Annotated in this window: 7 protein-coding genes; 4 read left to right on the forward strand and 3 right to left on the reverse strand. The window is 70.7% G+C overall.

What is annotated here, in order from left to right:
* The first annotated feature begins 6 nt into the window (after positions 1-6).
* Positions 7-831, forward strand: a complete 825-nt coding sequence (gene nadE, locus ABZV91_RS16900) for an ammonia-dependent NAD(+) synthetase (protein WP_355241998.1) — start codon at positions 7-9, stop codon at positions 829-831.
* A gap of 257 nt (positions 832-1,088) precedes the next feature.
* On the opposite strand, the gene ABZV91_RS16905 is transcribed toward nadE, so the two are convergent.
* Positions 1,089-1,331 (reverse strand): MoaD/ThiS family protein, encoded by a 243-nt coding sequence (locus tag ABZV91_RS16905; protein ID WP_355242001.1) that lies wholly within the window; start codon positions 1,329-1,331, stop codon positions 1,089-1,091.
* Complete coding sequence (gene moaA / locus ABZV91_RS16910) at positions 1,324-2,382, reverse strand: GTP 3',8-cyclase MoaA (protein WP_355242004.1); 1,059 nt, start codon at positions 2,380-2,382, stop codon at positions 1,324-1,326. The genes ABZV91_RS16905 and moaA overlap by 8 nt, the downstream gene beginning before the upstream one ends.
* A 136-nt stretch (positions 2,383-2,518) precedes the next feature.
* Here moaA and glp point away from each other — a divergent pair, with 136 nt between their 5' ends.
* From glp to ABZV91_RS16925, 3 genes are read left to right on the forward strand one after another with little or no spacing between them, the layout of a single operon-like run.
* The gene (gene glp, locus ABZV91_RS16915) at positions 2,519-3,742 is read left to right on the forward strand and encodes a gephyrin-like molybdotransferase Glp (protein ID WP_355242006.1); all 1,224 of its coding nucleotides are present in this window, start codon (positions 2,519-2,521) and stop codon (positions 3,740-3,742) included.
* Positions 3,739-4,818 (forward strand): bifunctional molybdenum cofactor biosynthesis protein MoaC/MoaB, encoded by a 1,080-nt coding sequence (gene moaCB / locus ABZV91_RS16920; protein WP_355242009.1) that lies wholly within the window; start codon positions 3,739-3,741, stop codon positions 4,816-4,818. Before glp ends, moaCB begins: the two co-directional genes overlap by 4 nt.
* Positions 4,811-5,281: a molybdenum cofactor biosynthesis protein MoaE gene (locus ABZV91_RS16925; RefSeq protein WP_355242011.1), complete on the forward strand. Its 471-nt coding sequence runs from the start codon at positions 4,811-4,813 to the stop codon at positions 5,279-5,281. The genes moaCB and ABZV91_RS16925 overlap by 8 nt, the downstream gene beginning before the upstream one ends.
* Here ABZV91_RS16925 and ABZV91_RS16930 read toward each other — a convergent pair.
* Positions 5,233-6,339 (reverse strand): GTP-binding protein, encoded by a 1,107-nt coding sequence (locus ABZV91_RS16930; protein WP_355242014.1) that lies wholly within the window; start codon positions 6,337-6,339, stop codon positions 5,233-5,235. The genes ABZV91_RS16925 and ABZV91_RS16930 overlap by 49 nt on opposite strands.
* Positions 6,340-6,402: the final 63 nt, after the last annotated feature.

The following is a 6,402-nucleotide window of genomic DNA, read 5'->3' on the forward strand; positions in this document are numbered from 1 at the left end:
TTCGGCATGGGAAACCTGCGTGAACAGATCATCTCCGAACTGGGTGTGCTGCCGAACATCGAACCGAAGGTCGAGGTCCGGCGCCGCGTCGATTTCCTGAAGGACTATCTGCGCGCCACACCGGCAAAAGGTTTCGTGCTCGGCATCAGCGGGGGCCAGGACAGCGCCCTCGCCGGACGGCTGTGCCAGCTGGCCGCCGAGGAGCTGCGCGCCGAAGGCCACGAGGTCCGATTCGTCGCGGTCCGACTACCCTACGGGGTCCAATCCGACGAGGCCGACGCCCGCGTCGCCATGACCTTCGTCGCGCCCGACGAATCGGTGGTGGTCAATGTCCGGCCGGGCGCCAACGCCGTGGCGGCCGAGGTGGCCTCGGCCCTCAGGGTCGGCAAACTACGAGATTTCGTGCGCGGCAACATCAAGGCCCGCGAGCGGATGGTGATCCAGTACGCCCTCGCCGGTCAGGAGAACCTGCTGGTGATCGGCACCGACCACGCCGCCGAAGCGGTCACCGGGTTCTTCACCAAATACGGTGACGGCGGCGTGGACGTCACCCCGCTGACCGGCCTCACCAAACGCCAGGGTGCCGCGCTGCTCGAGGAGCTGGGCGCACCCGCGCGCCTGTCGTCCAAGGTGCCGACCGCGGACCTGGAGGACGACCGTCCGGCTCTGCCCGACGAGGAAGCGCTCGGCCTGCGCTACAGCGAGATCGACGACTACCTCGAGGGCAAGGACGTCACCGACGAGGTCGCGAAGCGTATCGAGACGATCTTCCGCACCACCCGGCACAAGCGCACGGTTCCGGTGACTCCGCTCGACGACTGGTGGCGCTGAGCGCGCCGGTGCACACCTCCGGCGCCGAGCCGGTCGGCCCCGGTGCGCGATCGGTCGCCGATCGAGACCGGCGGGGAGACCGCGGTGCGGAACAGCCCGTGCCCGGTCGACGCGAGCGGGCGACTCGCGGGCCGGCGGCGCGGTAGCCGGGAGCACGCGCGGACCCGGTCGCCCGGAGTCACGTACCGGGCCGGGCGAGCGGCCGTCGCGCGAAGCCGCGGTAGGCCCCCGGAACGGAGCCGACCGAACCGTCCGGGTCAGCCGCCGGCGAAGGGTGGCATGACATCGACCCGGTTCGTCAGTGTCGCGGTGTTGTCGCGGGTGAGTTCGTCGCCGATCAGATACGCGCAGACGCCCAGCATCTTGTCCAGGTCCTCACCGTAGGTCTCGGCGAGCCGGGAACGCAGGTCGGCGATGGTGGCGCCGGCGGGCAGGTCCAAGGTCTCGGTGTCCTTACCGACCGCGTCGGCCACGGCGGCGAAGTAGCGGACCTCAACCACCTATTGCTCCCATCGTGCGTTCCGGCGGGACGAAACCCTCGGCATCGATACCGTGGCCCGCCCATTTCTGCCACATCGCGCCGCGCCACAGCTGCGCCAGTTCCGCGTCGCTCGCCCCGGCGCGCAGAGTCGCGCGCAGATCGAACTCCTGATCACTGAACAGGCAGGACCGCAGCATACCGTCGGCGGTCAGCCGCGTGCGGTCACAGGTATCGCAGAACTTACGGGTCACCGAGGCGATGATGCCGACGGTCGCGGGGCCCCCGTCGACCAGCCAGGTCTCCGCGGGGGCGGCCGGATCGTCGCGGCCGACGGCGGTGAGCCGGAACCGGGCGCCCAGCACCTCCAGCAGTTCGGCGGCGGTCACCATATTGGCCCGCGCCCATTCGTGGTCGGCGTCCAGCGGCATCTCCTCGATGAACCGCAGTTCGCATCCCTCGTCCAGGCACCAGCGCAGCAGATCGGCGGCGCCGTGCAGGGTCTGCCGCATGAGCACCGCGTTCACCTTCACCGGCGCCAGCCCGGCCGCGGCGGCGGCCCGGATACCCGACATCGTCGAATCCAGCCGGTCACGCCGGGTCAACCGGGCGAAATCGGCCCGGTCCACGGTGTCGAGGGAGATATTGACCCGACTCAGCCCGGCCGCGGCCAGCCCGGCGGCACGATGCCGCAGGCCGATCCCGTTGGAGGTCATGGCCAGGGGCACCTCCGGCACCGCCGCGTGACAACCGGCCACGATCTCCTCCAGCTCGCGCCGCATCAGGGGTTCGCCGCCGGTGAACCGCACCTCGCGTACCCCCAGTTCGCGGACGGCGAGCGTGACCAGGCGAACGATCTCGGACGCGGTGAGCAATTCCGCGGGCGGAATGGCGGGCAGCCCCTCCTCGGGCATGCAGTAGGTGCAGCGCAGCGAGCACTTCTCCGTGATGGACACCCGCAGATCGCGCGCGATCCGGCCGAATCGATCCACCAGCAGCGGCGTTTCCGGACGTCCATCGAGGGAGGGGCGCCCGGACCGCACGGTGGGAATCCCCATTTCGACCAGCGTCACGCCTCCATTATGTACGCCGGGTCCGCCGCGATATCGACCCTCGGCGGTATTCGCCGGTATCGAGTGCCCCTCCCGCGCGTCACCACCCGGGAGCGACGGGCCGCGATCGGCCGCCGAGCGCTACTAGTCTGGCCCTATGATTTCTCGGCCCGCCAGTCGTCCGGTCCGGTCGGCGGACGACTATCGCGACACCATCGAGCAGCTGTTGCGGCCGCTGGCCGCCCGGCCGGTGGAGGACGTCCCGGTGGCGGAGGCGCTCGGCCGCCGGCTCGCGCGGGATCAGCACGCGCCGATCGATCTGCCCGTTTTCCGTAACTCCGCCATGGACGGCTACGCCGTGCGGTCGCAGGATGTCGCGGTCGCCCCGGTGACCCTGCCGCTCACCGGCGTGATCGCCGCCGGTGATCCCGGCCACGAAGCGCTGGCACCGGGGACCGCCCGCAAGGTGATGACCGGAGCGCCGCTTCCGGCCGGCGCCGACTGCGTGGTCCCGGTGGAGGACACGACCGCCGACGAGCACTCGGTGCGGATCACCCGCGGCCGCTCGGCCGGCGAATTCGTGCGGGAGCCGGGCAGCGATATCCGGGCGGGCGCCGAACTGGTTTCGGCCGCGACTCTGCTCGCTCCGCGTCATATCGCGGCACTGGCGGCCGCGGGTGTGGGCCGGGTTCCGGTGTTCGCACCCGTGCGAGCGGTCGTCATCAGCACCGGGAGTGAGCTCGTGCCCGCCGGAGCCGCGCTGCGGCCGGGCCAGATCTACAACTCCAACGGCATCGCGCTCGCGGCCGCGCTCACCGCCAACGGTGTCGCGGTGGCCGGTGTCGAGCACTGCCGGGACGAACCCGCGGAGTTCCGGCGGGTGCTGCGCGCCGCGACCGCCGCCGCCGATCTGGTGATCACCACGGGTGGGGTGTCCATGGGCGACTTCGAGGTCGTCCGGGAGGTCCTCATCCCGCTCGGCGGCGAGTTCGGCTCGGTGGCCATGCAACCGGGCGGCCCGCAGGGTCTCACGATCGTCGACGGGGTGCCGGTGCTGAGTTTTCCGGGGAACCCGGTGAGCGCGGTGGTGTCGTTCGAGGTATTGGCCCGGCCGATCCTGCGACATCTCTGCGGGCTGGACCCGGTACCGGAATACGAGCTCCCGCTGCTGGGCGCGGTGCGCCGGTCACCCGAGGGCCGCCGCCAGTTCCTGCGCGGGCGGCTCGTCCGCAACGGGGTGCGGCCGCACGCCGTGGAGGTGGTCTCCGCACCCGGGTCCCATCTCGTCGCGAGTATGGCGGCGGCCGATGTGCTGATCGATATCCCGGCCGCGGTGACCGAACTCCCGCCCGGCGCGACTGTGCGAGTGTGGACGCTATGAGCGAGTTGTCACATGTGGATGCCGAGGGCCGCGCCCGCATGGTGGATGTGAGCGCCAAAGCCGATACCGCGCGGATCGCCGTCGCCGGTGGGGAACTGCGCACCACCGCCGCGGTGGTGGCGCTGGTGCGCGCCGACGATATGCCGAAGGCCGATGTTCTCGCGACCGCCCGGCTGGCCGGGATCGCGGGGGCCAAGAAGACCGCCGAGCTGATCCCGCTGTGCCATCAGCTCGCGCTGTCCTCGGTGAAGGTCGAATTCGGCTTCACCGATTCCACCATCACCATCGAGGCCACTGCCAAGACGACCGGACCCACCGGGGTGGAGATGGAAGCGCTGACGGCGGTGGCCGTGGCCGGACTCACCCTGCACGACATGGTGAAAGCGGTCGACCCGGCCGCGGAGCTGAACGGAGTACGCCTGCTCAGCAAAGAGGGCGGAAAACGCGGCCACTGGACCCGCCCGCGGCCGGCGGCCGGTACCGGCACCACCCCGCAACCGGTGCCGCGCTCCGAACCGGCAACACATGCGGCCGGGCCCCGAAGCGATATCAGCGGCACCGCGGCGGTGCTCGTGGCGTCCACCGGCGCGGCGGCCGGAACCCGGACCGACACCACCGGACCGCGGCTGGTGTCGTGGCTGCGCGATCTCGGGTACACGGTGCGCGGGCCCCTCGTCTACGCCGACGCCGAGATCGCCGACGGCCTGGCCGACGCGCTGCGCACCGCCCCCGACCTGGTGGTGACCACCGGCGGCACCGGCGCCTCCCCCACCGACCACACCCCGGAGGCGACCGCGGCCCTGCTGGACCGGGAGCTGCCGGGAGTCGCCGAGGCGATCCGGCAGCGCGGCACGGCGAAATTCCCGCTCGCGGCGCTCAGCCGCGGTGTCGCGGGTCTGGCCGGCCGCTCGGTGGTGGTGAATCTGCCCGGTTCTCCGGGCGGGGTGAAAGACGGTATCGCGGTGCTGGAACCACTGCTCACGCATCTGCTCGCGCAGGTGGCCGGTGGCGGCGCGCACGAGCACGACAGCGCACCGCGGGATACGAATTCCGGAAACGAGAGCGCACATGCCTGACCTGCCCACCGGAACACCCGGCCGCCCACACTTCACCCCGGTCGGCGGAGTGCGGCTCGCCGAGATCAGCGACCAGCCCCTGGATCCCATGGTGGTCGACGCGGCCGTCCGCGGATCACACTACGGCGCGGTGGTGCTGTTCACCGGCGTGGTCCGTGATCACGACGGCGGGCAGGCGGTATCGGCGCTGGAGTACTCGGCGCATCCGGACGCGGTCCGTTTCCTGCGCGAATGCTGTACCGCGGTCGCCGAATCGAGCGGTCTGCCGGTGGCGGCCGTGCACCGGATCGGCGACCTGGTGGTGGGTGATCTGGCGATCGTGACCGCGGTGGCCGCACCGCATCGCGCGGAGGCCTTCGCGGCCTGCTCGACGCTGGTGGACCGGATCAAGCACGAAGTGCCGATCTGGAAACGTCAGCTGTTCGCCGACGGGCTCTCCGAATGGGTGAACGCCTGCGGGTAGTCGTCGTCCGCCCCCTCCCGCGCGATATCGGGAACGTAGCGCCAGACCGCGAGCATCTCCTGGTCGTCCAGTTCGCCGGGTCCGCTGTGCACGGTCGCCCGCAACTGTTCCAGCACCGCGTCGGTCTCGAGACCGGTGCCGATGAGCACCAGCTCCGTCCCGGCGCCGCGGGGGGCGCGGTCGGCCTGTTCCAGGGTGATCGCGCGGCCGACCAGATGCAGGAGGAAGCTCCCGGCCCCCGGCGCGGCGAAGGTGACGAAACCTTTCGCACGGAACAGCCCGGCGGGCGGTTTCTCCAGGAAATCGACCAGCCGGCGCGGATGCAGCGCCGCGGTCTCGGTGAACACCACACTGGTGTAATCGTCGTGCAGATGCCGGTGGTCACCGTCGGACTCGTCGTCCGCGTGTTCGTCACGGAGCAGTTCGTCGAGACTCAGCTGCTCGCCGATGCGCGGTTCGTCGCGGCGGCGCGGATCGAACAGCAGCCCAGGGTCGATGCGGCCGTGCGTGGTCGCGTACACCGGTGCGCCCTCGGTCAGTTCCGTGATCTCGGCGCGTAACTCGTCGAGACGCACCGCGTCGACCCGGTCGGCCTTGTTCACCACGACCAGATCGGCCAGGCGTAGATGACTCGCCAGTTCCGGATGCCGCGCCCGGCTCCCGGCGAACTCCCCCGCGTCCACCACTTCGAGCAGCCCGCCGTAACGGATCCGGGAGTTCTCGCTGCCCACCACCATGCGCACCAGATTGCGCGGTTCGGCCAGCCCGCTGGCCTCCACCACGATCACATCGATACCGGCGCGGGGATCGGTCAATCGGGTGAACAGCTCGTCGAGTTCGGAGACGTCCACCGCGCAGCACACACAGCCGTTGCCCAGCGACACCATGGCGTCGACCTGGCCCGCCACCAGCATCGCGTCGATGTTCACGGCGCCGAAATCATTGACCACCACCCCGATGCGGGTGCCGCGGGTGTTGCGCAACAGATCGTTGAGCAGGGTGGTCTTTCCGGCACCGAGGAATCCGGCCACGATCACCACGGGTATACGCTCAGCCACCGGGCAATAGTATTGGCGAGCCTTCGACGCGTGGGGTCGAGGCCCCTCGGTCCCGTCGTTCAG

The sequence above is a fragment of the Nocardia sp. NPDC004568 genome (assembly GCF_040609955.1).
Classification (GTDB): domain Bacteria; phylum Actinomycetota; class Actinomycetes; order Mycobacteriales; family Mycobacteriaceae; genus Nocardia.